The organism is Streptococcus pneumoniae, assembly GCA_040719455.1.
Taxonomy (GTDB): domain Bacteria; phylum Bacillota; class Bacilli; order Lactobacillales; family Streptococcaceae; genus Streptococcus; species Streptococcus pneumoniae_G.
Genome location: JBFDTN010000001.1, coordinates 2,094,491 through 2,118,852, shown reverse-complemented (window position 1 = coordinate 2,118,852; position 24,362 = coordinate 2,094,491). Strand labels below are relative to the sequence as shown.

Sequence of the window (24,362 nt, the reverse complement as noted above, 5' to 3'; positions counted from 1 at the left end):
CTTACCTCTTGCTTAGCTTTTCTTCAATTCCGTCAATCATTTCATTGCGGACTTCCTTGACAGGGATTTCCGTAATCACAGCTCCCAAGAATCCACGCACGACCAAGCGCTCTGCTGTCGCCTTATCCAAACCACGGCTCATGAGATAATACATATCTTCTGGATCGACCTGACCTATTGAGGCTGCGTGTCCTGCTGTAACATCATTTTCATCGATCAAAAGGATTGGGTTAGCATCGCTTCGTGCTTGGTCTGACAACATCAAGACACGGCTCTCTTGCTGAGCATCTGCCCCTTTTGCTCCCTTGATAATATGACCAATGCCGTTAAAAGTCAAGGTTCCTTTCTCAAGGATAACCCCGTGTTGGAGGATATTTCCGATAGAATAACGTCCGTAGTTAGTCACACGCGTATCAATCCCCTGTACTTGCTTACCACTTGATAGGGCAACCACCTTCATATCGGCATGGCTACCATCACCATACAAGTCACTATCAAAGTCTGCAATCACATTTCCTTCATTCATGACCCCAATCGCCCAGTCAATGCTAGCATTATGTGACAGATTTCCTCGGCGGCTCATATAAGTTGTGATATGCTGACCGAGACGGTCAATCGCTGCAAATTTAATCTGGCTACCTGCGCCTGCAATCACTTCTACGGTGATATTGGCTGTTGCAGCTTCGCTACCATTCCCAATACTTTCAAAGCGCTCTAGGTAGTTTAATTTCGCATTTTTCCCTGTAATGACAAGAATGTGTTTGTTAAAAGGCACATCACTTTCACTGTCTTGGTAAAAAATCCCCTCAACAGGTGCGTCGATTTCAACATTATCAGGCACATATAAAACTGCTCCACTGTTGAAATAAGCTGTATGATAGGCTGCCAATTTGTCCTCATCATGCGCCACTGCTTTGGTAAAATACTGCTCCACAACTTCTGGAATTTCTTCCAAGGCTGTGTAGAAGTCTGTAAAGACAACGCCAGCTTCGACTAATTCTGGAGATAATTGTTCAAATACAGTCTGAGTGCCAACTTGAACCAACTTCGGATTGTCTCCCAAGGCTGTAAAATCAGGAACATTGCTACTTGCTTCTGACTCTACAATCGTACTATCACCCAGATTCCAACGGTGGAATTTCACCCGCTCAATCTTTGGCAAGTCTAGTGTTTCAATCTTTTCAAAAGCTGCTTGACGAAGGTCGCTCAACCAAGCGGGTTCGGCGTGTGCTTGTGAAAACAGTTTAATGGCTTCTTTAGTCATTATTTTCTCCTTTCTGAACAAGTATCGCCTTAAACTTCCTCTTCGTAAGTCAAGCCTAATTCTTCTGCAATTTTCGCATATCCTTCTTTTTCAAGACGGATGGCAAGCTCTGGACCACCAGATAGAACTACACGCCCTTCCATCATGATATGAACCACGTCTGGTGTAATGTAGTTCAAGAGGCGTTGGTAGTGAGTAATAATCATAGCACCAAAGCCTTCCCCACGCATAGCATTAACTCCTTTTGAAACCACTTTAAGGGCATCGATGTCAAGACCAGAGTCAATCTCATCAAGAAGGGCAAAGGTTGGCTCTAGCATCAAAAGTTGCAAGATTTCATTGCGTTTTTTCTCACCTCCTGAGAAACCTTCGTTGAGGTAACGCTCTGCCATTTCCTCTTTCATGTTGAGCAATTCCATTTTTTCATCGAGTTTTGTAATGAAATCACGGACAGAAATTTTCTCGTCATCTTCTTTTCCAGCATTCATAGCTGCGCGTAAGAATTCCGCATTGGTAATTCCTGGGATTTCACTTGGGTATTGCATGGCTAGGAAGAGTCCCATACGAGCACGCTCATCGACTTCCAACTCCAAGACATTAACTCCGTCAAACAAGACCTCACCTTGGGTCACTTCATAGTTTGGATTTCCCATGATTGCGGCTGAGAGGGTTGATTTCCCTGTTCCATTTGGCCCCATGATGGCTGCTACTTCACCTGTTTTCAAGGTCAAATTGACCCCTTTTAAAATTTCTTTTCCTTCAATTGCAACATGCAAATCTTTAATCTCTAATACTGACATCTCAGTTCCTTTCTGAAAATTATTACCTTTTTAGTATATCAAAAAAAGCCAAAAATGGCTTTCTTTTTGTTTGTTATTTAGAAAGATTATTATTTACCTTTTTTCCGTCTTTTCGCACGAACTTCTTCTCGATAAGCTGAATTTCCTAAAAAGCGTAGGATAGAAAGCAAAGGTGTTCGATTTGGTCCCAAGACTCCGACTAATTCTGCCAAGAGTTCAATACCAAATAAGACACCAATCATCAAAAGAACGCCCCCTATACGGCTAGAGATATTCAGTAAGAGCGAAATCATGGCAAAAATCAGCGAGATTCCATAAATCACCAAGACCGTTCCTCGATGGGTCAAGCCGAGCGACAAGAGTCTGTGGTGCAAATGATGTTTATCTGGCTTATAAATTTTTTGTCCTGCCAAGGTTCTACGGATAATCGCTAGAACCGTATCCGACAAAGGAACTCCTAAAATAATCATCGGTGTCACAACCGCAACCGCCGTCGAATTTTTCAACCCTTGAAGAGACAAGACTGCAATCATAAAGCCAATGAACAAAGCACCCGTGTCTCCCAGATAGATAATAGCTGGATGGTAATTATAAGGGAAAAACCCTGCAATCGCCATCACCAAGACAAAAATCGTCAAGGTTAAAAAAAGATTGGGGACAGGTAGGAAAAAGTAGGAAACAATCCCCATGGTGATCAAGGAAATAATCGAAACCCCACTCACCAAACCATCCAAACCATCAATCAAATTGACCGCATTGGTAATGCCCACAATCCAGAGAACTGTTAACAGATAGGACAACCACGGTTTGAAAAACAAAATCGGTCCACCAAAAGGAATTTTAAAGGCATCTAATCGAAAACCAGTAAAATACCAAACAAGGCTCGCCGCAAGGATAACCCCCAACAACTTTGGAAGAGGCTTTAGCTCCTTGACATCATCAATCAAGCCTGTCAGCGCTATAACCCAGCCTCCCACGACAAGGGGAAACACATAGTCTCGGTATGCCAAATGATGAAAAGTAACGGGAACAATCATTGGTAAAAATACCAAAGTTGCTATTGAAAAGGCAATGACAATAGCAAGACCGCCCGAACTTGGCATGGGTTTTTTATTGATCCTACGAGCATTTGGATAGTCGACTGCTCCAATCTTAAATGCTAAAAGTCGCACCAAGGGCGTTAACAGCACAACGATAAAGAAAGTCGCAATCAAGACTAATATATATTTTAATGGAAATGGAATCATAAACCACTAACCCGTTTTAATTGAGGAACAGCTTCATCCACCAAGAGTAGATGACCGTGTTCTTGCAATACTGCACGTGTTACCGCTGTGTCCTCCCCATGTTCACGCATATTAGCCAATAACCAAGCTGGATACATCTGAGGTTGCCCTTCAACATCTACCAACACCGTCAAATAATAGTGACCATCCATCTTGTAGAGTTCTGATGTATCTACTGGGTAATCAATCGTCTTGGTGAAGCGAACTGCACGCTCCAAACTTGGGAATTCCAAAATATAGTAAATATACTTTTCTTCTGGAATATCGTCATGCTCAAGATCTTGCTCTTTTATCTCTTGCTCTGCTGCTTCTGTCTTTTCTAAATGCTCCACAGCATCCGCATCATCTTTGCTTTTTTCTAAGATTGTCTTTTCCAAGGTTTTGATAAATTCATCTGGCGTCATCTGTGCCATTTCATCTATGTCTGGCAAATCTGCGAGATTACTAAAGTCGAGATTCTTATCAATCGCTGACTTGGTGACAAAGATGTCCAATCGATCAGGCTTTGGTGTCACCCGAAAACTCAACATGCCACTTTCTAAAAAGCTCTCCGGCATCTCTAACTCATCTAAAATTGCATAGAAAAACTCCTCTGTCTTTTCCTGCGGAACCAGAAAATCAGACATCTCCATGCCACGCTCTTCTAAATCTTCTAAGCGAATGGTGATTTTCACCGTTGTATCGCTAATTTGTTTCATCTTCATGTCTATACCTCATTCTTCTAGTCTTTCTATTATACTAAAATTTCCAAAGGATTTCAAAAGCTAACTAGACTCTCTCGCAACAAAAAAGGCTCTATCATCCTATTTTCTAGTATGATAGAGTTCCTTTTCTAGCGCATTCGTCTAGTGTTTCTTTTTCTTAAACGAAGACCTGATACTAGCATCAAACTCATTCCTGAAAGAATAAAGATAGCCGTTCCAATTCCCCCTGTATTTGGGAATCTCCCTGGTTTGATATTTTTGATTCGAATTTCAATAATATCTGTTCCATCTTCTTTTGTAATGTTTACTCGATCACGATCTTTTTCTGAAACAGAAATCTCACCTTTGTCAGAAATTGTCAACTCAACAGGTTCTTTTAATTTCACATAACCAGCGGGAGCTTTTTCTTCAAAGATATAATAAGTACCTGGTTCAAATTTATTTCGTTTATTATCAAAGATAAATTCACCACCACCATTTTGATTCAAGGTTGCAGTTTGTTCATTATAAACAGGGGCACTAGCATTCTTTTCTTTACGAATCGCAAAGCGTGTTTTAGAGTCTGCGATTTTGCCGTTTTCTTCATTCACTTTTACAATTTTCAAGCGATATTTCTGAGCGACTGGTTGAAGAGCAACCCCTACTTTTTCAGGCTCTACGGCAAACAAACCGTTGGTCGTTACAGAGAATGAATTCCAAGCTGCACGTTCTTTTTCATTTACAGTAGCATCTACAACTGGCGCTTCTGGATTGTCAGGAGCTTTCATTTGGAAATCCATATGAATTCCTTGACCAGGAATCCAAGCAACCCCATCATTCAACTCAACTTTGAAAGCCGTAACCGCAGACCAATCCGAAATGGTATCTGCTGTTTGCCAATTTGGATCTTCGGCATTCATCGCATCTGGCTGGCTAGCTCCTTCAGGATAATCTACCTTAGCATACAAATCAGCACGACTCGGCGTTGCAACAGTTGTATAATACACCGTTACCTTATCCTGCCATTCCGCAGGAACACCGATTGGTCCTGTCAAAATTGGGCGGAATTTAGAGCCACGTTGTGTTGTACTGGTTACAGCTGTATCACCAATATTTGGCAAGACATCCATGAATCCCATGCGACGAATCACATCTCCAGTGGTATTTGTAATCTCTAAGCGATAATCAATCTTGCCACCAACGTTAGTATGACCAAAAGTAGAATAATCGCTATCCAACTCACCCTTGACTAACTTCTTGATTTGCAAGTCACGACTATCGGCTAATTTATAGGTTGCTTTCGCCACAGCTAGTTTCTCAGTTGAGTTATTGTTATAGTCAATATCTGTCGTATCAATAATCGGATCTAAGGCACCTGCTGGAACTGTAAAGTCTGGATTCCCAACCGTTCCATAACCGTCAATCGTGAAAGTTGGATCAACTGTATTGGCAACATTCACATTGATTTCAAGATTAACAGAATCTCCTACTTGCAATTTTGCATCTGGAGCATTCCAGTTCAAAATGACAACATCTCTATTGTGATCATCTTTCCCTAGAGAAATCAAAGTATTTTTATTATCGACGTTAATCGTTTTCTTTTCTTTACCATCTTTTTGAGTCAGGGTCACTTTATACTCATAATTAGGGTTTGGAGTAACACCTGGTGGTAACACCGCAAACATCGAAATCGGACCAGTTGCTTCTACCAGAGACGGATGACGATTTGTTAGGGTTAAAGAAAGACGATTTTTCCCTTTTTCACTCACACCACCGCCTGCTTGAGGAACTCCTGCGGTCACGACATTTCCATCTGCTTTTTTCAAACCAACCGCCACATCAATGATTGGAATAGGTTGCGTCGTTGGTGTGATACGAGCTGTTCTCGCACCCAAGGTAGAATTTGTATTCTCACGTCCACCTAAAGCGTCTTTCCAATAACTACCCCTTGATGTCGCAAAGTCCACCCAGCTGGTATTGGTAACCGTTCCACTTGTTCCTGGTTTAATCTTATAGACATCAACGACGTTCCCCCAGAAATCTCCCGCAATAATTGGACTACTATTTGGATTTTGATACAAGACTTCGTATTGAGAAACTCGTTCACCTGAATTCAAATGAAGGTCATCACGATTTAGAATGACAACACCACCTTGACCAGCATAATTTGACAATGAACTTGAAGGCTGCATTTTATTCCAATCCACATTGACTGTTTCTGTACGTAGAGGATTGCCATTTAAGTCTGTAACCTTCATGCGGACAAGTGTTTTTGGAATCGGGTTATAATGACGAGCAGCTTGATTGATATTCATCCATCGGAGTGGCTCCCAAACTTGGATTTGATCTAAAATCAAAGCAGGATCCACTTTTCGATACATATTTACCCATTCATATCCTGATCGAGCAATAGCTTTGGCAAGCTCTGCTCCTGCTTCATTCCAAGGATAATAAGGATAATAATAGGACAAATCGTGATCGTTCAATGCTTGGTCTTGCAAAAATCCTGCACGATGAACCATTTCAAAAGAAAGAGTGGCAGTATCTGGAACTGTGGGATTTGGGTTGAAATTGACAACCCGATTTCCTTCTTGACGCAAATCAGCTAATCTTCCATCTCCATTTTGTGGACCACGGTTAATCCCTGTAATGATAGTTCCATTTGGAGCAGGGGTACTCGTACTATCTGGTTTTCCAGATACCACTTGTGCCTCGTTTGATTCAGCTTGGACGTTTTTCTCTGAAATATTTTGAAAATCAACCTTTAATTTATTTTTGAACGTTGCAGTACTGCTGCCATAATTTCCAAGACGTGTACGAATCTCGACCTCTTTTTCAAATAAATTGGTTCGGTTCGGATCAGCTTGATCTGCTAAAGTTGGAGCTTCAAAATCCAACGTAATCGTCGAACCATTGCTAGAAACTCTTGCTCCATCTCCACTTGCGGATACATAAGTTTGATTTTGTTGAATCGTATCTGAAACAGTGATAGTGCTTCCTTCTTTAATAAAAGCTTGTCCGAACTCTTTCTTAGGAACCTCGACTTTTCCTTTCCAAACGACAACATCATTGGCCTTAGGCACATAGTTTGGCTCATTTTCATGACCTACTGTATAAGCATAAGATTTGGATAATGCCACTTCTGTATCAGAGGATACTGTCACTTGTGCAGGTTTACGGGTAATTTCTCGATCTCCCTGAGTGAAGATTGCTTCTGTTTTCAAAGTGGTATCATTGGGAATGGTTCCATTTTGCGTATTGACACGCAGAGTCAAGTTATAAGCCTGACCTGTCGTCAAATTATCAAATGTATATTTTAGGGAATTAGACTCCGCATCATATACCGGAACTTGATCCGCCAACTTCAACTCTTCTAAATTAGAAGCCAAGCTAGTCTTACCATCTGTATTATCTGGCAATTTAATCGTCAAACCAACTGGTTCTTGACTAGCCCCATCAATCCCACTCGCATAAAAATCCAAGCGATAAATTGCCGTTTCTCCTGCGCGAATAGCTTGATTTTCATTTAAGGATGTATAGTAAGCATCTACCTTTACTCCAGCTACATCTTCTAAGGCTCGCACAATATTATGCGGCACAATAGAAAGTAGAAGGAGTAAAATAGTACTAATAATCAGTAATTTCTTTTTATAAAACATCAGGTTCTCCCTTTATCCTGTCATTGTAACCTTTATTCTAAACGTTTGTCAGACGATTGTTTGTTGAGTCTTGTCAAGCGTCGTTTGTAACGTATTAAAGCACCCCCTACTAGCACTACTAAGACTGCACTGCCGTAGAAGAGATATTTATAGAGAGTTACATGTTGAGCAGTGGTGTTTTCCAACTTTTCTTCCCCTTCACTGTACTCTGTCCGCTCTCCTGTCACAAGGAGACGATGACTATTGATCATATACGGAGTACAGGTCAAGAGGGTCACATAGTCTTTTCCTTCTTCGATGGCAATCGAGTTCAAATCACTTGGTGCCACGGTCTTGATAGACACGACACGATAAGCCAAGGTTTCTTTGATATTTCTCACATAAAAAACATCGCCTTTTTTTAGCTTATCTAAATCTGTAAATAAACGAGCTGTGGGCAGACCACGATGGGCTGTTAAGACAGAGTGAGTGCTTACTCCACCGATTGGTAAGGAAGTTGCTTCCAGATGCCCAACTCCTTTTTGCAAGACCGTTTCCGTCGTTCCTGCATAAATTGGGATTTCTTGCGAAATTTTTGGAATTTTCACATAGCCAATCTGTTCATTGACTTCAAGCATTCTGGCATATTCTTTCAAGCCGTCTTTTTGACGCTTGGTAAAAACATCCTCGATTCCATTTGGCAGAAGGTGCGTTTCATTGTAGGCTTGAGCGAGTTCCATCCTTCTGTCAATCTCTGAAGTATCAATGGTAGACACCTGCTCTTCAAACTTAGTGACCACTGCTTTTGATGCATAGTAATACGTGATTTGACTAACGATAGGAAACAGCATGATCGCAAAACCTATCAAAAAGATCACAATCAGACCTGTTTTGCGTTTTTTGCGTCTTGTTCTTCTACGCATTTCCCTTCACTTTCTTTTGTTTTCGATACAATCTAACAAATAATATGAGAAGCACAATCAAGAGGGCTAACGTACTATAAAAGAGAATCTTATAGAGCTGATTTTCTTTATAGCCTGCTGCTTCTTTTTCTTCCAAAGCTTCTACATAATCAATCCGATGTCCTCGAACGAGTAGGCGATGGGTATTGACCATATAAGGCGTACAAGTCAAAAGAGTGACATAATCATGTCCTGGTACCACTGCTAATTTATCAATCTCAGATGGGTCAATGACACTAATCTGATCCACCTGATACGCCAAGGTTCCACCAATATAATGGATATAGAATTTATCGCCCTTTTCTAGCTTATCCAGATTTGTAAATAACTTAGCTGTCGGCAAGCCCCTATGAGCTGTTAAGATCGCATGCGTATTATTTCCACCGACTGGTAACGAAGTTCCTTCTAAATGCCCCACTCCACGCTGGAGAACAGACTCTGTACTCCCAGCGTAGATGGGCAAATCCTCAACAATCTTTGGAATCCGAACATGTCCAATCTGCTCGTTTACTTCTAGCATTTTAGCGTATTCTTTAAGCCCTTCTTGGCGTTCTTCCTCAGAATACGGATCTTTTATCTCAATATTACTACCCGAGGCAACCGAGTCATTGTAGGCTTCTGCCAAATGTATTCGTCTTTCAATATCTGATTTATCTAGCTTTTTTGTACCATCATCAAAAGCAGTCACTTCTACAATCGATGCACGGTAATACAGATACTGGCTCACCAAAGGAAAAGCAATCGTGCCCAGTCCTAATAGAAAAATCAAAGTGAAGAAAAATCTACGTTTGGAAAAAGACCATTTCTTACTCTTGTGCTTTTTCATCTTTTCTACTCTTCTTTTTCGCCAAAAAGACGAAAGCTACTCCAATCAAGCCAACAATCGTCAAGCCACTAACAATCTCCCCTGTATGAGGCAAAATGGTCTTTACAATGGTTGGGAACGGTGGAATATTTGGAGTCGGTGGCACTGGCGGAACTGGCTTATTGACAATGTTCATAATCGTTCCATCTGTGTAGGACTCTGCTGTAATTGTAAAAGCAATATCCTGATCTAGTCGCACATAATGCACACCATTCAGCACAGGGGCTTCTTTTTCTCTGAGGTAGTAGGTTCCATAGGGTAGATTGGTCACCTCAAAATAACCATTTTCGTCTGATTTAACTTGGAATAAAAACTGTTTATTGGCATCTAAGACTTCAAAAACAGCACCTGGAAGACCTACTTGATCTGGATTGACTTTTCTAAATCGAGCTCCACCCTTATCTGTACGCTCATTTTCCACTTCAATCGTTGCAATAGCTTTCTTTTCAACGGTCACAGGATAAGTCGTCTTCGGTAAAGTGTAGCCTGGCAGTCCTTTGATTTCTTTGAAATAATAGGTCCCTGCTACTAAGCCTTGAACTGTGATTTCACCAGCTTCATCTGTCACCAGCTCAATCACCCCATCAGCATCTAACGTAGCTTGTCCAGATTTCACTCGAACAGGCTGATGATGACTGTCATAAAGGGTAAAAGTCACACCTGCAAGAGGGATTTTTTTACCATCTTTGATTTCATATTTGAATAGCTTGATACCGCCTGTCAATTCATGAACTTTCGGATAAATCGTGATATCCTTACTCAAATCGGCAATTTGAATCAAGAAGGGGCTGATCTCTTCGACTGGCTGCTTATCGCTTTCACGCAGTGCTACTGCATAGTAAAGTCCAAGTCCCAGCTCAATCTTTCTTTGCCCAACCTCGCTAGCTTTTGTAACCTCAAACTGAGGATACTTTTGCTTGAGACTATCCAAACTTTCCTTTTGTAAGTCCTCCAGCTTTTCAGTATCTGCCACCTTGAAAATCGAGTAGGTAATGTCTGGGTAATCTTTGGGATTGACAATGGTCACAGCCACTTTGCCATCTGCTTCTACTGTCTGGGTAGAGGGCATCAACCCAAGGCTTAGAATGGTAAACACCACCCCTAGTACTTTCCATATTTTCATCCTTGATGAATCTCCTTCTCTATAAAAGCATACATGTCTTCTCAAGTAGGATTCTACAAATCCCACTTGAGAAAACAGGTGCGAACACCTGCTTTCAGCATCTTCATATTAACCGTATCTATCTAACTATTGATTAGTTTGATTCTTTTTTATCTTTTTTCATACCAAACATAGCCACTGTCATTAGTGCTAGTCCGATTACGATGAAGATGATTGTACCAATTCCACCTGTATTTGGAATATTTGGACGTTTATTATTTTTAACAGCTTGTTGAACTGCATCACCTGCTTGAGTTCCAACATTAACTCCAGATGGAGCGCTATGATAAGAAGTTTGATTTACTTCAAATTCAATCTTATCTGTTAAAAGAACATATCCAGCTGGTGCTTTTGTTTCTTGAAGGTAATATTTTCTAGAACCATCACCTTTTGTATCCGTAGAAGTTTCTGGTGTGTAAGCTAGACCTTTAATTTCAAATGAACCGTCTGCATCAGATTTCAAGACGATTTCTTTACCAACAGCTACTTCACCTCCAAATTTAGCTGAATTTGTTGAGGTTGCAGCGTTTGCATCAATCATTGCCTGAGTCCATTTCACAGCTGATGCATTGGCTTCATTTGAAGCAAAAATTTTGAATTCTGCTCCTGCAAGTTTTTTATTTGTATTGTTGCTATCTTCTTTAACAAAACGTTTACCACCTGTATAAACATATACATCTGGACTAGGTGGAGTAGTTGGTGGTTCTTCTGGCGGAGTCACTGGTGGAACTGGTGGAGTATCTTCTCCTGGAGGAGGAGTTTCTCCATCTGGTGGAGTTGGTTTAGGATCCCCATTATTACCACCTCTGTTATTAAAGGTAATTGTTGTTTTGTTGGCAATTGGTTTTCCTACAACTGCATCTTTTGAAATAGATGCTTCCAATTTCACTTGTAGGTAAGGAGTATCATCTGTATTTGCTGTTGTATCCAAAGCAGTTGCATCTGGATTATTACGTTTTTCAAATGGCACAGTTGTTGTGACACGTTTCAAACCTGCTTCTGTTAATGAAACTTGAACCGTACGTTTAGCAGAATCCCATGATACAGTATATTCTGCACCTTTTGTGAGGATATTATTTGAACCAAATTTAACTTCCTTAACTCCTTCTTCTCCTGCAAAATCAAGAGTTGAATCAAAGGTATCGTTGAATCGATAAGTAGAGTAATCTCCAATATTTTTTGGAATTGTTCCTTTAAGGTAGAAGTTAATCTTATCACCGATATTATAACTTCCTTCATTTTGACCTACATTCTCAACGTCTTTATCAGGAGTTGGGACAGTAGCGCTAACGTTCTTTGGATAGACATTAACATTTGTCAAGTACCCTGAACCATCAGAGGCAGCCATAGGGAATTGCAAACGGAATGGCACTCCATAAGCATTTGAGACATTTTGTGGAGCAGACTGCTCAATAACCCAGTATCCTTTACCCTCATTATATTGGTCTTTACTACGAGTGAAGGTTGTCTTTCCTCCATTTGCTGTTGCAGTTAGTGTGCCTTTTTCATTATATAATGCATCTAATTGCTGTTCTGTCATCTTAGATAGTTCAGCATCTGTTTTCGAATCAGTAATTTTATACCATTTAAAGGTCACACCGTCTAATGTTGTCAAATCCTGAACATCTAAAGCTGCTTTTAACTCATCTAAAGTCTTAGTTTCTCCATTATCATTAAAGATAATTTTCTTATACTGAGCTGCTTGCAGCTTTGTGATTGTAACAGTTGTTTGTGCTGGAACTGTTGCAGACACATTGTCTACTGCATATACTGGTGTCAAGGGTTGTACCAAAGGAGGTACTACACCACCAAGTAAGACACTCAGCATACCCACAGTAGCGAGTTTCTGATATTTCTTCACGTTAATCTCTCCTTTTCTTTTTTTGTAATATGAAGACCTCTATATTTTACTCCTGCTCCTTAGGATTTGTCAACCCTTTTTTGCAATAATATCAATGAATATTTCGTTTTCACAAAAAATTTACAAAAATATTAGAAAAACGGTAGGATTTTCCTACCGTTTTCTGAATTATTTCTCTAAATTTCGCAACATTTGATCAATTTTATTTCCATATTCAATAGATTCATCTTTGACAAATGTTAAATCTGGAATCTTGTACATCTTTAGATTTCGACCGAGTTCTCGCTTAATGGTGCCTGTTGCTTTTTCAAGTCCAAGCTGAGCTTTTTGATTGTCTGAGGCTAGGTCACTCATAATGGTGTAATAGACCTTAGCCATCGACAAATCACCCAGCATTTGGACATCTGTAATGGTCACGCCTGCTACACGTGGGTCACGGACTTTCTTTTGCAAAATCTCATTGACTTCGCGCTTGATTTCCATACCGACACGGTCCACACGAAAATGATTCGCCATGATTTCCTCCTTTTACTATTTTATATATTCTATATTCGAAAACCAGCCAGCAAAGCTGGCTCGTTTCTTCTTTGATTTTGTTACATTATCACTACTTAGCGAACTAAACACTGTGTGAAAAAGAGACGCTGATGTCCAGCTTTAGCTGGTTACAGCAGCGGCTCCCTTTAGGGGCAAATCTTCCTAGAGCTCAAAGGCTCTTCGTCAGATTTCCTATTTTCACTTTGTGTTTTACGGGCTTGTATCTTAAGAAATTGTGTTCGAGCTAAAAGTCTGGCAAAAAAGAGACAAAGATGTGTTGATTTCAATCAATTACAGAGTTGGCTCCCTTTAGGGATAGATCGACTTGTGTTCAATGAACACTGCTCCAATCTTCTAGTTTTCCGTAGCCGTTACGAGCTTGACTCGTTCTACGGATACGGATGCCCTTTGGGTATGCTGAAACTTTTTTAACGCTCTCACTACTTAGCTAACTGAACACGCCCTAAGTGCAGTGCAAAATAGAGAGTTCATCCTGAAAGCAGGCGCTCCGTCGTCAGAACTCCTAATTTTGCTTGGCACTTTACGGGCTTTGTATCTTATTTTTTAATTTCTTCCATGATGTAGGCTTCGATAACGTCATCGACTTTGAGGTCGTTGTAGTTTTCAACCATCAGTCCACCTTCACGGCCGTTGGTGATTTCTTTAACATCGTCTTTGAAGTGTTTTAAGCTCGCGAGTTTGCCGTCAAAGACAACAACGCCGTCACGGATAACACGGACACTTGAATCACGGGTAACTTTTCCGTTGATAACCATAAATCCACCGATAGTGCCGACTTTAGATACTTTAAAGGTTTCGCGGATAAGAGCTTCACCAATGATTTTCTCTTCAAATTCTGGGTCAAGCATTCCTTTCATGGCATCTTCTACTTCTTCAATCACCTTGTAGATAATGCTGTGAAGACGAATTTCCACTTCATCCGTATCTGCTTGTTGACGAGCCTGTGGCGTAGGGCGGACGTTAAATCCGATGATAAAGGCATTTGAGGCTTCTGCAAGTGTCACATCTGATTCATTGATCGCCCCAACTGCTGAGTGAACGATGGTTACTTTCACACCTTCGACTTCAATCTTTTGAAGAGAAGCTGCAAGGGCTTCAACTGAACCTTGCACATCTGCCTTGATAATAACATTGACAGACTTAACTTCACCTGCTTTAAGGGTATCAAAGAGATTTTCAAGGCTGACACGATGAGTTGCTTGGCGTTGCTTCATAAGGGCACGTTTGGCACGTTCTTCCCCAGCTGCACGCGCTGCTTTTTCATCTTCATAAACGGCAAAGTGATCTCCTGCCATCGGTGTTTCATTCAAACCAGTGATTGAAACAGGTGTTGATGGTCCAGCTACTTTTACACGACGACCAAGGTCATTGGTCATGGCACGGACACGTCCAAAGGTATTTCCGACAACGATCGGATCTTGCACATTCAACGTACCTTGTTGGACAAGAAGGGTCGCAACAGCACCTTTTCCTTTATCCAAGCGTGCTTCAATAACTGTACCAATGGCACGAACTGTTGGGTCTGCTTTCAATTCTTGGATTTCAGCAACCAAGAGAACTGTCTCAAGGAGTTCATCAATGTTTTGATTGAACTTCGCTGAGATTTCAACGAATTCTGAGTCACCGCCCCATGCTGTTGACATAACTCCATGCTCTGCCAATTCACCGATGACACGCTCAGGATTTGCCCCTGGCTTGTCAATCTTGTTAATGGCTACGATGATTGGAACATTCGCGGCTTTAGAGTGGTTAATCGCTTCAATGGTCTGTGGCATCACACCGTCATCTGCGGCGACAACCAAGATAGTGATATCCGTTACAGACGCTCCACGCGCACGCATGCTAGTAAATGCCGCGTGTCCTGGGGTATCAAGGAAGGTGATTTTCTTGCCATTTTCTTCGATTTGGTAGGCACCGATATGCTGAGTGATTCCTCCAGCTTCTCCTGTTGCTACACGCGAATTACGAAGAGTATCAAGAAGGGTCGTTTTACCGTGGTCAACGTGTCCCATAATCGTCACAACTGGTGGACGCTCGGTTAGCTCCTCAGCATTGATATACTCTTCATCGACAAAGAAACGCTCGATATCAGCTGTATCGACTTCCACTTTTTCTTTGGCTTCAATCCCGTAATCCACCATCAAAAGTTCAATGGTTTCTCCATCTAAAGATTGGTTTTGCGTTGCCATAACCCCCATCATGAAGAGCTTCTTCACGATTTCTGCTGGTTCACGTTTGATCCGTTTTGCAATTTCTGCAACGGTCATGCCAGCTGTGTATTCAAACTCACTTGGCAATTCGTGGAACTTGCGTTCTGTGACCGGTTTTGGTGCTTGGTTGCTATTTCTGTTATTTTTACCTTTTTTGTTTTTCTTATTGGTATTCCAGTTACTATTCTTTTGATTTCTCACTTGATTCTGACTGTTTCGATTCTTTTGTTGTTTTCGTGGACCTTCTTCTTCGTGATCAAAATCATCACGACGTTTTTCTGGTCGAGCTTGTTTTTTCCGACGGTTCTCAGCAGGAGCTGGAGTTGGAACGGCAGTAATTGGAGCTGCGCTTGGTGTTGGTAGTTCCACAAAAATGTCTTCCAACTTTTCCTTTTTCTTCACTTGCTGAGCTGCTTTGGCTTCCTGCGCCTGCTTGAAACGCTCTTCGCTGGTGCGGGCGTATTCAGCATTTTGCTCTGCTTTTAGGGCTGCAGCACGCGCTTTGAAATCAATCCGTGGTTTTGGAGCAGGAGCAACCTTGCGATTGTCTTGTCCGTATCCATTTTGCTTGCCACCTCTAAAATCACGGCGATTGTCTCGGTTATCCTTACGAGTCCGCTCTTTGCCTTGGAATTTTTGTCCTTGTGACGCTTGGTCTTTTTGCGAATTTTGATTTCCTTTAGGCTCAGCTTTGCGTGTGTCCTGCTGTTTCTTGCGGCGCTCTGCCTGCTCTTTGGCTCTCGCTTCTCGCTCTGCCTTAAAGTTTCGACTCTGAGGACGGCTGACTTTTTTAGTCTGCTCTTTTGGCGGAGCTGCTTTTTCTTCCACTTTGACTTGTGGAGCTGGCTCAGCTTTCTTTTCTACCTTCGGCTGAGGTTTTTCTACTTTTTCTGCTTGTACTTTAGCTACTGTTTTAAAGCTAGCTGCAATCTTGTCCGCCGCTTCTTGCTCTACACTGCTGGCATGGCTTTTGACAGAAAAGCCTAGCTCTTTGGCACGAGCGACGATTTCCTTGCTTTCTTTGCCCAATTCTTTGGCGATTTCATACAATCTTTTTTTAGACAAATTTTGTCCTCCTCTTCTATTCCATAAGAGACCTCATTTTCTTTGAAAATCCAGCATCTGTGACTGCCAAGACCTTACGAGGCTTGCCAATCGCAGTGCTTAAATCTAGTGTTGAAAACACGGTAAATACTTCTACGTTGTAAGTTCGACTTTTATCGGTTATCTTCTTGGTCAAATTTGGGGCAGCATCATGGGCTAAAAAGATAATCTTTGCCTTTCCTTCCTGAATGGCTTTGACCACTAACTCTTCACCCGAAATAATGCGACCAGCCCGCTGGGCTAGACCCAAGAGATTGGCTAATTTTTGATTATTCAAGACCCAACTCTCTTCTCTTCACTTTATGATCAACATAAGCGATCAATTCGTCATAGAACTGCTCTTCCACTTCCATGCTAAAACTACGGTTAAATACCTTTTTCTTCTTGGCAATAAGTGCTTCTTCATTGTCTAGCTTGATATAAGCCCCACGCCCATTTGCCTTGCCTGTCGGGTCAATAAAGACTTGACCTTCCTTATTTTTCACAATGCGAAGAAGATCACGTTTGTCAATGACTTCGTTTGAGACGACCGATTTTCGTAAAGGGATTTTTCTTGTTTTGACCATTTCTTCCCTCTTCTCGTTTATTCTGCGCTATCGCTTTCTACCAATTCTTCGATTTCTTGGCTTTCCTCTGTGGCTTCTTCCATTGCTTCAAACTCGCTAGCAGACTTGATGTCAATGCGGAAACCTGTCAGATGAGCTGCTAGACGGACATTTTGCCCACGGCGACCAATCGCAAGTGATAATTTATTATCTGGTACAACGACAAGGGCACGTTTGCTGTCATTTTCATCAAAGATGACTTGATCAACCTCTGCTGGTGCAATCGCATTGTAGATGAATTCTGCTTCATCTGGCATCCATTCGATGACATCGATATTTTCTTCCACAGGAACCATTTTGTCCAACTTAGAGTCATACTTGGTTGGGTGGAATTTGCTAGTGATCTTTTTGATATTTGCACCACCACGACCAACAATCGTTCCGATAGCATCGACATTTGGATTGTGACTGCGAACGGCGACTTTAGTTCTGTCTCCTGCTTCACGAGCTACGCTCATGATCTCAACTGTACCATCATACACTTCAGGAATTTCTTGCTCCATCAAACGCTTGATCATCTCAGGATGGCTGCGGCTAACAAAGACACTCACCCCACGAGGATTGTCCTCAACCTTATAGACAAAGACTTCAATGCGATCATGAGATTGGAACACTTCTCCAGGGATTTGATCTTGCTTTGATAATTGAGCTTCGATGCTACCAAGATTTACATAGATAAACTTATTATCAAAACGCTCAACCGTCCCGCTCATGATCTCATTTTCATGTTCCTTATAGGTGTTGTAAGTAATGGCACGCGTTTGCTTACGCATCTTTTCCATGATGGTTTGCTTCGCCGATTGGGCAGCCACACGACCAAATTCAGCTGGAGCTTCTTCAAACTTGATTTTATCCCCAAGCTCATAGGCTGTGTTGATGGCAAGGGCGTCTTTCAGACTAATCTCGAGACGACTATCAAAGACTTCATCTACCACTTCTCGGACAGTAAAGACACGGAAATCCCCTGTCTTTTCATTAAATTCAATCGCTGCACTATCTGCTTGACCATATCGTCTACGGTAGGCAGAACGAAGCGATTCAATGACAGCGTCAATGATGTCTTCTTTTTTGATTCCCTTGTCTTCTTCTAAGATGCGAAAAGCATCTAGCATTTCTTTGCTCATAATTTTCTAGCTTTTGTCCTCCAAAAGCAATCCTTTCTGTCTTAAATTTTTACGGCTAATCTTGCTTTTGATACAAGATTGTAAGGAATTTCGACTTCTTTTTTGCGTGTCTTATCCATATACTCGATGGTCATCACATCATTTTCAAAAGACAATAATGTCCCTTCAAAAACTTTTTGCTTATCAATCGCTTGATAAAGTCCAACATGGATATACTTGCCAACAGCTCCCAAAACCTGCTCTTTGGTTTTTAAAGGACGCTCAAGACCAGGACTGGTCACTTCCAAGAAATACTGCTCTGGAAATGGATCTGGTTTAATGGTATCTAAGAGTGGACTGATAATCTCTGTCAAATCCGCTGTATCATTGAGACTGATCCCTTCTGGTTTATCCACAAAAATGCTCAAAACCATATCTCCACCGAGCTTGCCATACTCGATATCCACCAATTCAAACGGCGCTTGAATCGCTGGCTCAATCACTTCTTTGACTAATTCTACAATCGTTGCGATAAGGCTACACCTCCTTACAGATATAAGAGGCGAAGATACTTCTCCGCCTCACTTTCTTTATTCACTGTACACAGTATAGCACCTTTTTTCACAAAATGCAAGAAAAAGGTATTCTACTGCACTTTTTAGTCTTCATGCACGATTTTTCAGATTAAAATTGTGCTTCCACTCGGTAGATGACTTGTCCCTTACTAGAGAATTTTTGTTCGTACTCCGTCATGACATTTCCTTCCATGCTGCTTGCATGTAAATCAAGCCAGACGCCATTTAGGGTCATGCCATACTGTGAAAAGCTGACTAAGCTGTATTCAAAAAGACCACGATTATCTGTCTTGAAATGAATCTCTCCCTGCTCAGGCAAAATTGTCTTAAAGGTATCAAGGAAAGATTTATAGGTCAAGCGACGTTTTTCATGGCGTTTTTTCGGCCACGGATCTGAGAAGTTCAGATAAAGACGGTCAATCTCTCCCTCTTCAAAATAGTTGGTCAAGTCAGAACCATCAACCCACAGTAATTTAATATTGGGAACATCAGCTGCTAGCACCTTATCAAGTGCATAGCTCAAAACTGACTTTTGAATGTCAATTCCGATGTAGTTGATGTCTGGATTTTGCTTAGCCATACCTGTGATGAAAGCCCCTTTACCACTTCCTACCTCAATGTGGATAGGATGGTCATTTCCAAAAATCTCTTGCCACTTTCCCTTTGTATCTGCTGGGTTTAAAACCACATACTGGGGGTTAGCCTCTAGTAATTCTGTCGCTCCTTTGCGGTTTCTAACTCTCATAATACCTTTCCATATTTGGCACGGAAGTTGCGTAGCGCATAAATCTCCCGATTCACATTTTCTAAATCATTATTGGCATAGTAACTAGCGATTTGACACAGATATGTGTACTGACTAAACCAATATAGTTTTTTCAAGACCGTCGGGTTGTACTTGTAACCATAAAAAGTCAACCACTCTTTCCAGCGTGTATCAGGGATATAGTGACTCAGAATATGTGCAACATCAAACATACGATCGGTCAATCGCACAGAATCCCAATCCACCAAGTAGACCATACCACTTTCTGTCTCAATCCAATTACTATGACGCACATCTCCATGGACAATTGTCGCATAGTCCTCACGAAAACCAGGCAAGGTTGCCCGTAATTCCTTGATAATTGAATAGAGATATTGGTTGCGTTTCAAGGCAACAGGTACACGATTCAACCAATTTTCAACCAACTCCGCTGGTGACTCAACTTGATAGCCTAAACGGCTTAGCTGGGTCATCAAGGGACGCGAACGGTGAAGACGTGTTAAAATTGTGACAATTTGTTTTTTCGTCATATCATTTGGTGTCAAGATATTTCCTGACAGCCATTCTTGACCACTCATCACATTGCCATCTGATAAGCGGCGGCTCCACAAGAGCTGAGGAGCGATCTGCTCTCTTGCCAAACCTGCTAGTATGGGAGTGGTATTCATCTTGACGAAAACGCGCCCCCCGTCTGGATAACTTCCCATGAAGGCTTTTCCACTTTTACCAGCAATCGGCGTTAGGGATAGCTCATTATCAACCAAGTCCATCTTTCCCTCCGTTACAAAGTTTCCTATCTATTTTACTAATTTTAACCCTATTCGTCAACCAATCGCTTTAAGCGATACGGTAGATAGATGAAGTAGAGAGCAAGCGTTCCGCCTATTAGGAGCAAGAGACTTTCTTTTTGCGCTAAAAAGAATAGACCTACTCCTGCTTCTAGCACCAAACCAAGCATCCCAATCGCGCGAATCAAGGAAGCAGCTCCTCTTAGCTTATCTTTTTTCTCCAAGGGAAATAGACGAATCAAATACTGGTAATCATAAGCTTGGTAGAGGGCGGTGAGCTGAAAGAGTAATAAATAATTAAACAAGAGCACAAGGATCGCAGCAATAAAACCCTCAGAAACGCTCACAAGAACCAACAAGGAAAGAAATAGCAAGCGCAGTGTCAAGCCAAATAAATCGCCATTGCGCAAATAAGAGCGTAGGTAGAGATTTTGCCAGGTGTGGCTTTGCTTTTTAGGGACAAAGTTCAAAAAGACATCCAAATACTTGCGTCGTTTCACGCTATTGGACAAACCTTTGACCGTCGTAAAGAGGGCAAAGAAGCGAAGAATCCTTTGCTTACGTGCCTCTTCTTGAGCAATCGCAAAATCCCAATTCACCCCCGTTTCACTAAGTAAACGAGCGGATTTTTTTTGAAATATCAGATATTTTCCAAGGAGCATCAAGCCCATATATAATATGTAGAGCCAGATGGACCATTTTAAGGCTAGAAAAATCGGTAGAACGACTAGCAAGACCAAACTTTGCAAGACTGCCCAAAAAAGATAAGACCTGCGACTAGCTGCTACAAGCCAAATTCGCAACTCTTCTTCTTTGGCTAATAAAAACAATTTATCCGCCCGCTCCATGTAGGTCGCAATAAAACCTAGGGGCAAAAGAGCTAGTGACAACACACTAAGCCCAAGCAAAACTAAGCTCGAATAGCCAGTTACCTCTTGCAACAAAGCTCGGTATTGAAGCGCTAAAAATCCGATAAAGACAAGTAAAAAGAGAACGAAATGGTCATTGAATACATAGCGGAGGTATTTCATGCAGTCTTCTACAAAATCCCTGCGCCGTTTTTGTAGTACTTCTCTCATCTAGCCTCCTCTTTCGTCAGCGCCAGATAAATCTCATTGAGACTGGCATTTGGCATGGAAAAGCTAGTCTGCAACTCTGCAAGATTTCCTTTAGCACGCACCTCTCCCTTATGCAAAATCACAAAGGAATCACACATCTTTTCTGCCGAGTCTAGCACATGCGTACTCATCAAAATGGACTTGCCTTTGGCTTTTTCTTCTTCTAAGAGATGGATTAAATCTGCAATCGCAAGCGGATCTAACCCTAAGAACGGTTCATCAACGATAAAAAGACTCGGATCCACCACAAAAGCGCAGATAATCATCACCTTTTGCTTCATCCCTTTTGAGAAATGCACTGGAAACCAGTCGAGTTTATCCGTCAAGCGAAACATGTCCAACAGTTTCCCGACTCGCTTAAAAGCCACTAGCTCATCAATATCATAAGCCATGGCTACCGTCTCGATATGTTCACGCAGGGTCAATTCCTCATACAAACTAGGTGTCTCTGGAATAAAACCAATCTTCCTGCGGTAGTCTGTGGCATTTTTTTGCAAGGTCAAGCCATCAATCACAATCTCTCCCTGATAAGGTTGCAATAAACCGATGATTTCATTGATAGTCGTAGATTTTCCAGCACCATTCAAGCCAATCAAACCAACCAGCTGACCATTTCCAACCTCAAAACTGACATTTTTCAGCACAGGAATATTGATGTATCCTCCTGTAAGATTGTTAATTTCTAACATATTTTCTCCAAATTCTGGTATAATATAAGAACATTATACCAAAATTCTAGAAAAATAGAGGTGATTTTTATGACAAATTGTATCTTTTGCAAGATTATTGCAGGAGAGATTCCTGCTTGTAAGGTTTATGAAGATGAGGAAGTCCTTGCTTTTCTTGATATTTCTCAAGTCACAACTGGTCATACCTTGATTGTCCCTAAACAGCATGCCCGTAATCTCCTTGAAATGACGGGCGATGAAACGAGTCGCTTATTTGCTAAAGTTCCTGAACTCGCTGGCAAGATTATGAAAGCAACTGGTGCTAAAGGTATGAACATCATCGCAAATAGCGAAGAAATAGCTGGTCAAACTGTCTTTCATACCCATATCCATCTCGCTCCACGTTATGGAGAAGACGATGATTTGAAGATTGAATTTACCGCTCATGAGCCTGACTTTGATGCTCTGAGTCATCTGGCATCAACTATCCAAGAAGCCTAAGGAGAATGAGATGAAAGTACGAAATATGCTATTTTTTCTAGGAGCTGCTGCAGCTAGCTACGCTACTGTCAAACATAAAGAACGCTTGATGACGAGCTTTCATGAAACCAAAGCAGAATTTACAACTCTAAAAAATAATAGCCAACGAATAAAAGATAATCTAGCGATTATTGAAGCTCAAAAAGACCATATCACGGATATATCCAAGGATTTAGGCTATCAATTCAAGCAATTTGAACAGGAACTAAAAGCTCGCACCCAAGAAATGAAAACCATTTGGGAGAAAGAGTAATTTTTTAGTAAAAAAGAAGGTTGGGACAAGATTCCTAACCTCGTAAAATTATAGACTTGACAGTTTGATACAGTGTTTGTCTAATCTGTACAACGCTGATAAATCAACATTTTATTAGAAGAGGCTAGCGAATTTATCTTCGCTAGCCTTATTTCTAACCTTTCACAATTCTCAATTTTGAAAGCTAGTCAACCTTGCGAGATTTTAACAGTCCAGTGGACTGTTAATACCTGAGCTTGGAAACTCGAAAGCGAGGCTAGTCCAGTGAACTGTTCATACCTGAGCCTAAACATTGGAAAGCGAAATTGACAAAATCGATTTCTACGAAATCACGATTGAGTCCCACTCCCGCTTGTTCTCATTGAATCAGTTGAAAAGATGGAATTGATTGGGGAGTTGACGAAGCTGGTACTTGGCTTTCTGAGCTACTAAATGTTTGATTTGTAGCAGTATTGGGTACGATTGCCGCTGAGTTTTCAACGTAACTCGCATCTGAGTAAGCTGGAGTGCTTCCGTTCTCATCATCACTTGCGTGACTGCTACGGTTAAGACTCGGAGGCGTAGCACCATACAAATCCTCGTACAAAACAGCATTTGTCTTTAGAGCAGTGAGAGTCTCAAGTCCCAAGGATTTTCGAAGAATATTTTGCATTTCAAGCAAATGATCTTCTGTGACGACTTGGTACGAACCGCCATCTGGCAAGGTTGCATCTTCTCCTCTTAATTGCTGGGTTTCGATATGCTTAAAGGCATCTTGGTAGCCCAATAATTTAGGAATACTGCGTGAAGACAACTCCACATTGGTCTGCATATTATCACTGACAGCCTTTAAAATGGCTTGGTAGTGACTAATGCTATTGAGACTAAGCACTTTTCGGACAACTTTTTGAATCACTTCTCGTTGCCGTTTTTGACGACCATAATCTCCTTCAGGGTCTTGATAGCGCATGCGGGCATAGACCAAGGCTTGATCCCCATTGATATGCTGCTTACCTGGGTTAATCGTTGCTGTGTATTCTGGCTCTTGCTCTTCAATCGAAATCGGAAAATCAAAGGAATTGACAACATCAATCCCACCGACAGCATCCACCAGCTGCACCAAGCCCTGCATATTGATCATGATATAGCGGTCCACATGGATATTCATTAAATCTTGAATCGTCGAGATTGCTAGCTTTGCCCCACCATTTGCATAGGCTGCATTGAGCTTTGCTTCCACAGTCTCGCCATCCTCTTTAATCTTGGTCAAAATATCTCTCTCCAAGCTCATCATGACGGTCTTGCCAGTCTTAGGATTGACAGTCACAAGGAGCATCGAATCGCTGTTTCCTTCCCATTGATCCACACGAGAGCCTGTCCCTGTATCCACCCCCATAAGCAGAAGGGTCAAAGGTTCAGTCGCTGAAATGACATCTGTCTCATTTCCAAAGCTTTTATAGGTTTTTGATAATGTATCCGTGGATTGATTATAAATGGTGAAGCCATAAACACCCACTCCTGCAATCGTAACCAAGAGTACACTCACTAGCATTCCAAGAATTTTTTTTACCATA

At 41.4% G+C, this 24,362-nt stretch carries 22 protein-coding genes; 2 read left to right on the top strand and 20 right to left on the bottom strand.

Translation table 11 applies throughout. The annotated features are described in order from the left end of the window. Position 1: 1 nt before the first annotated feature. From sufD to AB1I63_10195, 19 genes are all read right to left on the bottom strand, one after another. A complete protein-coding gene (gene sufD / locus AB1I63_10285) occupies positions 2–1,264 on the bottom strand; it encodes a Fe-S cluster assembly protein SufD (protein MEW4355213.1) in 1,263 nt (420 codons plus the stop codon). A gap of 29 nt (positions 1,265–1,293) precedes the next feature. Then, positions 1,294–2,064 (bottom strand): Fe-S cluster assembly ATPase SufC, encoded by a 771-nt coding sequence (gene sufC / locus AB1I63_10280; GenBank protein MEW4355212.1) that lies wholly within the window; start codon positions 2,062–2,064, stop codon positions 1,294–1,296. Positions 2,065–2,153: 89 nt separating this feature from the next. Next, entirely contained in the window at positions 2,154–3,311 is a 1,158-nt protein-coding gene (locus tag AB1I63_10275; GenBank protein ID MEW4355211.1) for an MraY family glycosyltransferase, read from the bottom strand. Continuing rightward, on the bottom strand, positions 3,308–4,054 hold the full coding sequence (gene mecA / locus AB1I63_10270; protein MEW4355210.1) for an adaptor protein MecA: 747 nt from the start codon (positions 4,052–4,054) through the stop codon (positions 3,308–3,310). The genes AB1I63_10275 and mecA overlap by 4 nt, the downstream gene beginning before the upstream one ends. 128 nt (positions 4,055–4,182) lie before the next feature. Then, on the bottom strand, positions 4,183–7,692 hold the full coding sequence (locus AB1I63_10265; protein ID MEW4355209.1) for a SpaA isopeptide-forming pilin-related protein: 3,510 nt from the start codon (positions 7,690–7,692) through the stop codon (positions 4,183–4,185). A gap of 32 nt (positions 7,693–7,724) precedes the next feature. Continuing rightward, a complete protein-coding gene (locus AB1I63_10260) occupies positions 7,725–8,594 on the bottom strand; it encodes a class C sortase (GenBank protein ID MEW4355208.1) in 870 nt (289 codons plus the stop codon). Further along, entirely contained in the window at positions 8,587–9,459 is an 873-nt protein-coding gene (locus AB1I63_10255; protein MEW4355207.1) for a class C sortase, read from the bottom strand. Before AB1I63_10255 ends, AB1I63_10260 begins: the two co-directional genes overlap by 8 nt. Next, on the bottom strand, positions 9,440–10,621 hold the full coding sequence (locus tag AB1I63_10250; protein MEW4355206.1) for a SpaA isopeptide-forming pilin-related protein: 1,182 nt from the start codon (positions 10,619–10,621) through the stop codon (positions 9,440–9,442). The genes AB1I63_10255 and AB1I63_10250 overlap by 20 nt, the downstream gene beginning before the upstream one ends. Positions 10,622–10,754: 133 nt before the next feature. Then, entirely contained in the window at positions 10,755–12,521 is a 1,767-nt protein-coding gene (locus tag AB1I63_10245; GenBank protein ID MEW4355205.1) for a SpaH/EbpB family LPXTG-anchored major pilin, read from the bottom strand. Between the two features lie 168 nt (positions 12,522–12,689). Next, entirely contained in the window at positions 12,690–13,037 is a 348-nt protein-coding gene (gene rbfA / locus AB1I63_10240) for a 30S ribosome-binding factor RbfA (GenBank protein MEW4355204.1), read from the bottom strand. Between the two features lie 578 nt (positions 13,038–13,615). Then, the gene (gene infB / locus AB1I63_10235; GenBank protein ID MEW4355203.1) at positions 13,616–16,354 is read right to left on the bottom strand and encodes a translation initiation factor IF-2; all 2,739 of its coding nucleotides are present in this window, start codon (positions 16,352–16,354) and stop codon (positions 13,616–13,618) included. 16 nt (positions 16,355–16,370) lie between these two features. After that, positions 16,371–16,670: a YlxQ-related RNA-binding protein gene (locus tag AB1I63_10230; GenBank protein ID MEW4355202.1), complete on the bottom strand. Its 300-nt coding sequence runs from the start codon at positions 16,668–16,670 to the stop codon at positions 16,371–16,373. Next, complete coding sequence (locus tag AB1I63_10225) at positions 16,663–16,959, bottom strand: YlxR family protein (GenBank protein ID MEW4355201.1); 297 nt, start codon at positions 16,957–16,959, stop codon at positions 16,663–16,665. Before AB1I63_10225 ends, AB1I63_10230 begins: the two co-directional genes overlap by 8 nt. A gap of 17 nt (positions 16,960–16,976) precedes the next feature. After that, on the bottom strand, positions 16,977–18,122 hold the full coding sequence (gene nusA / locus AB1I63_10220; protein ID MEW4355200.1) for a transcription termination factor NusA: 1,146 nt from the start codon (positions 18,120–18,122) through the stop codon (positions 16,977–16,979). 41 nt (positions 18,123–18,163) lie between these two features. After that, complete coding sequence (gene rimP / locus AB1I63_10215) at positions 18,164–18,658, bottom strand: ribosome maturation factor RimP (protein MEW4355199.1); 495 nt, start codon at positions 18,656–18,658, stop codon at positions 18,164–18,166. Between the two features lie 127 nt (positions 18,659–18,785). Next, positions 18,786–19,421 carry a tRNA (guanosine(46)-N7)-methyltransferase TrmB gene (trmB, locus tag AB1I63_10210; GenBank protein ID MEW4355198.1) on the bottom strand — a complete coding sequence of 212 codons (636 nt, stop codon included), beginning with the start codon at positions 19,419–19,421 and terminating at the stop codon, positions 18,786–18,788. After that, entirely contained in the window at positions 19,418–20,212 is a 795-nt protein-coding gene (gene ccrZ, locus AB1I63_10205; protein MEW4355197.1) for a cell cycle regulator CcrZ, read from the bottom strand. Before ccrZ ends, trmB begins: the two co-directional genes overlap by 4 nt. Positions 20,213–20,259: 47 nt before the next feature. Next, positions 20,260–21,309, bottom strand: a complete 1,050-nt coding sequence (locus AB1I63_10200) for an ABC transporter permease (GenBank protein MEW4355196.1) — start codon at positions 21,307–21,309, stop codon at positions 20,260–20,262. Continuing rightward, positions 21,306–22,037 (bottom strand): ABC transporter ATP-binding protein, encoded by a 732-nt coding sequence (locus tag AB1I63_10195; GenBank protein ID MEW4355195.1) that lies wholly within the window; start codon positions 22,035–22,037, stop codon positions 21,306–21,308. Before AB1I63_10195 ends, AB1I63_10200 begins: the two co-directional genes overlap by 4 nt. A 69-nt stretch (positions 22,038–22,106) precedes the next feature. Here AB1I63_10195 and AB1I63_10190 point away from each other — a divergent pair, with 69 nt between their 5' ends. Together AB1I63_10190 and AB1I63_10185 are read left to right on the top strand one after the other, a co-directional pair. Then, entirely contained in the window at positions 22,107–22,517 is a 411-nt protein-coding gene (locus AB1I63_10190; protein ID MEW4355194.1) for an HIT family protein, read from the top strand. A 10-nt stretch (positions 22,518–22,527) separates the two neighbouring features. Further along, entirely contained in the window at positions 22,528–22,809 is a 282-nt protein-coding gene (locus tag AB1I63_10185; GenBank protein ID MEW4355193.1) for a hypothetical protein, read from the top strand. A gap of 358 nt (positions 22,810–23,167) precedes the next feature. Here AB1I63_10185 and AB1I63_10180 read toward each other — a convergent pair whose 3' ends face one another. Then, positions 23,168–24,361: an LCP family protein gene (locus tag AB1I63_10180; protein ID MEW4355192.1), complete on the bottom strand. Its 1,194-nt coding sequence runs from the start codon at positions 24,359–24,361 to the stop codon at positions 23,168–23,170. Position 24,362 lies beyond the last annotated feature (1 nt).

What these genes read in the sequence shown, in the direction of transcription:
- sufD (MEW4355213.1), bottom strand. Translation starts at nt 1,264, where the DNA reads ATGACTAAAGAAGCCATTAAACTGTTTTCACAAGCACACGCCGAACCC.
- sufC (MEW4355212.1), bottom strand. Translation starts at nt 2,064, where the DNA reads ATGTCAGTATTAGAGATTAAAGATTTGCATGTTGCAATTGAAGGAAAA.
- AB1I63_10275 (MEW4355211.1), bottom strand. Translation starts at nt 3,311, where the DNA reads ATGATTCCATTTCCATTAAAATATATATTAGTCTTGATTGCGACTTTC.
- mecA (MEW4355210.1), bottom strand. Translation starts at nt 4,054, where the DNA reads ATGAAGATGAAACAAATTAGCGATACAACGGTGAAAATCACCATTCGC.
- AB1I63_10265 (MEW4355209.1), bottom strand. Translation starts at nt 7,692, where the DNA reads ATGTTTTATAAAAAGAAATTACTGATTATTAGTACTATTTTACTCCTT.
- AB1I63_10260 (MEW4355208.1), bottom strand. Translation starts at nt 8,594, where the DNA reads ATGCGTAGAAGAACAAGACGCAAAAAACGCAAAACAGGTCTGATTGTG.
- AB1I63_10255 (MEW4355207.1), bottom strand. Translation starts at nt 9,459, where the DNA reads ATGAAAAAGCACAAGAGTAAGAAATGGTCTTTTTCCAAACGTAGATTT.
- AB1I63_10250 (MEW4355206.1), bottom strand. Translation starts at nt 10,621, where the DNA reads ATGAAAATATGGAAAGTACTAGGGGTGGTGTTTACCATTCTAAGCCTT.
- rbfA (MEW4355204.1), bottom strand. Translation starts at nt 13,037, where the DNA reads ATGGCGAATCATTTTCGTGTGGACCGTGTCGGTATGGAAATCAAGCGC.
- AB1I63_10225 (MEW4355201.1), bottom strand. Translation starts at nt 16,959, where the DNA reads ATGGTCAAAACAAGAAAAATCCCTTTACGAAAATCGGTCGTCTCAAAC.
- nusA (MEW4355200.1), bottom strand. Translation starts at nt 18,122, where the DNA reads ATGAGCAAAGAAATGCTAGATGCTTTTCGCATCTTAGAAGAAGACAAG.
- trmB (MEW4355198.1), bottom strand. Translation starts at nt 19,421, where the DNA reads ATGAGAGTTAGAAACCGCAAAGGAGCGACAGAATTACTAGAGGCTAAC.
- ccrZ (MEW4355197.1), bottom strand. Translation starts at nt 20,212, where the DNA reads ATGGACTTGGTTGATAATGAGCTATCCCTAACGCCGATTGCTGGTAAA.
- AB1I63_10200 (MEW4355196.1), bottom strand. Translation starts at nt 21,309, where the DNA reads ATGAGAGAAGTACTACAAAAACGGCGCAGGGATTTTGTAGAAGACTGC.
- AB1I63_10195 (MEW4355195.1), bottom strand. Translation starts at nt 22,037, where the DNA reads ATGTTAGAAATTAACAATCTTACAGGAGGATACATCAATATTCCTGTG.
- AB1I63_10190 (MEW4355194.1), top strand. Translation starts at nt 22,107, where the DNA reads ATGACAAATTGTATCTTTTGCAAGATTATTGCAGGAGAGATTCCTGCT.
- AB1I63_10185 (MEW4355193.1), top strand. Translation starts at nt 22,528, where the DNA reads ATGAAAGTACGAAATATGCTATTTTTTCTAGGAGCTGCTGCAGCTAGC.
- AB1I63_10180 (MEW4355192.1), bottom strand. Translation starts at nt 24,361, where the DNA reads ATGGTAAAAAAAATTCTTGGAATGCTAGTGAGTGTACTCTTGGTTACG.